Source organism: Xanthomonas cannabis pv. cannabis, assembly GCF_000802365.1.
Lineage (GTDB): Bacteria > Pseudomonadota > Gammaproteobacteria > Xanthomonadales > Xanthomonadaceae > Xanthomonas > Xanthomonas cannabis.
In genome coordinates this window covers 1-221 of sequence record NZ_JSZE01000252.1, presented here as the reverse complement: position 1 = coordinate 221, position 221 = coordinate 1, and the positions used below count along the sequence as shown (strand labels likewise).

1 pseudogene is annotated in these 221 nt (G+C 65.2%); it reads right to left on the bottom strand.

Features of this window, described 5'->3' with window-relative positions:
• Window positions 1-221, bottom strand: a pseudogene (locus OZ10_RS20290) (amino acid transporter); the annotation flags it as partial.

Genomic DNA, 221 nt, shown 5'->3' with positions numbered 1-221 from the left:
GCGAGCTGGCCAGCAGCACGAAGAGCACGGCCAGAATCACCAGGGCCAGCACCGTCAGAGCCGGATAGCCGCGCATGCGGAACGGCAACGCGATGCCGTCGCGATCGGCGCGCGCGCGCAGGATCAGTTGCGACACCAGCGAAATCGTCCACACCAGCAGGCAGGTGGCGCCGACGATGTTGAGCAGCATCGGCAGCACCTTGTTCGGATACAGCATTTCC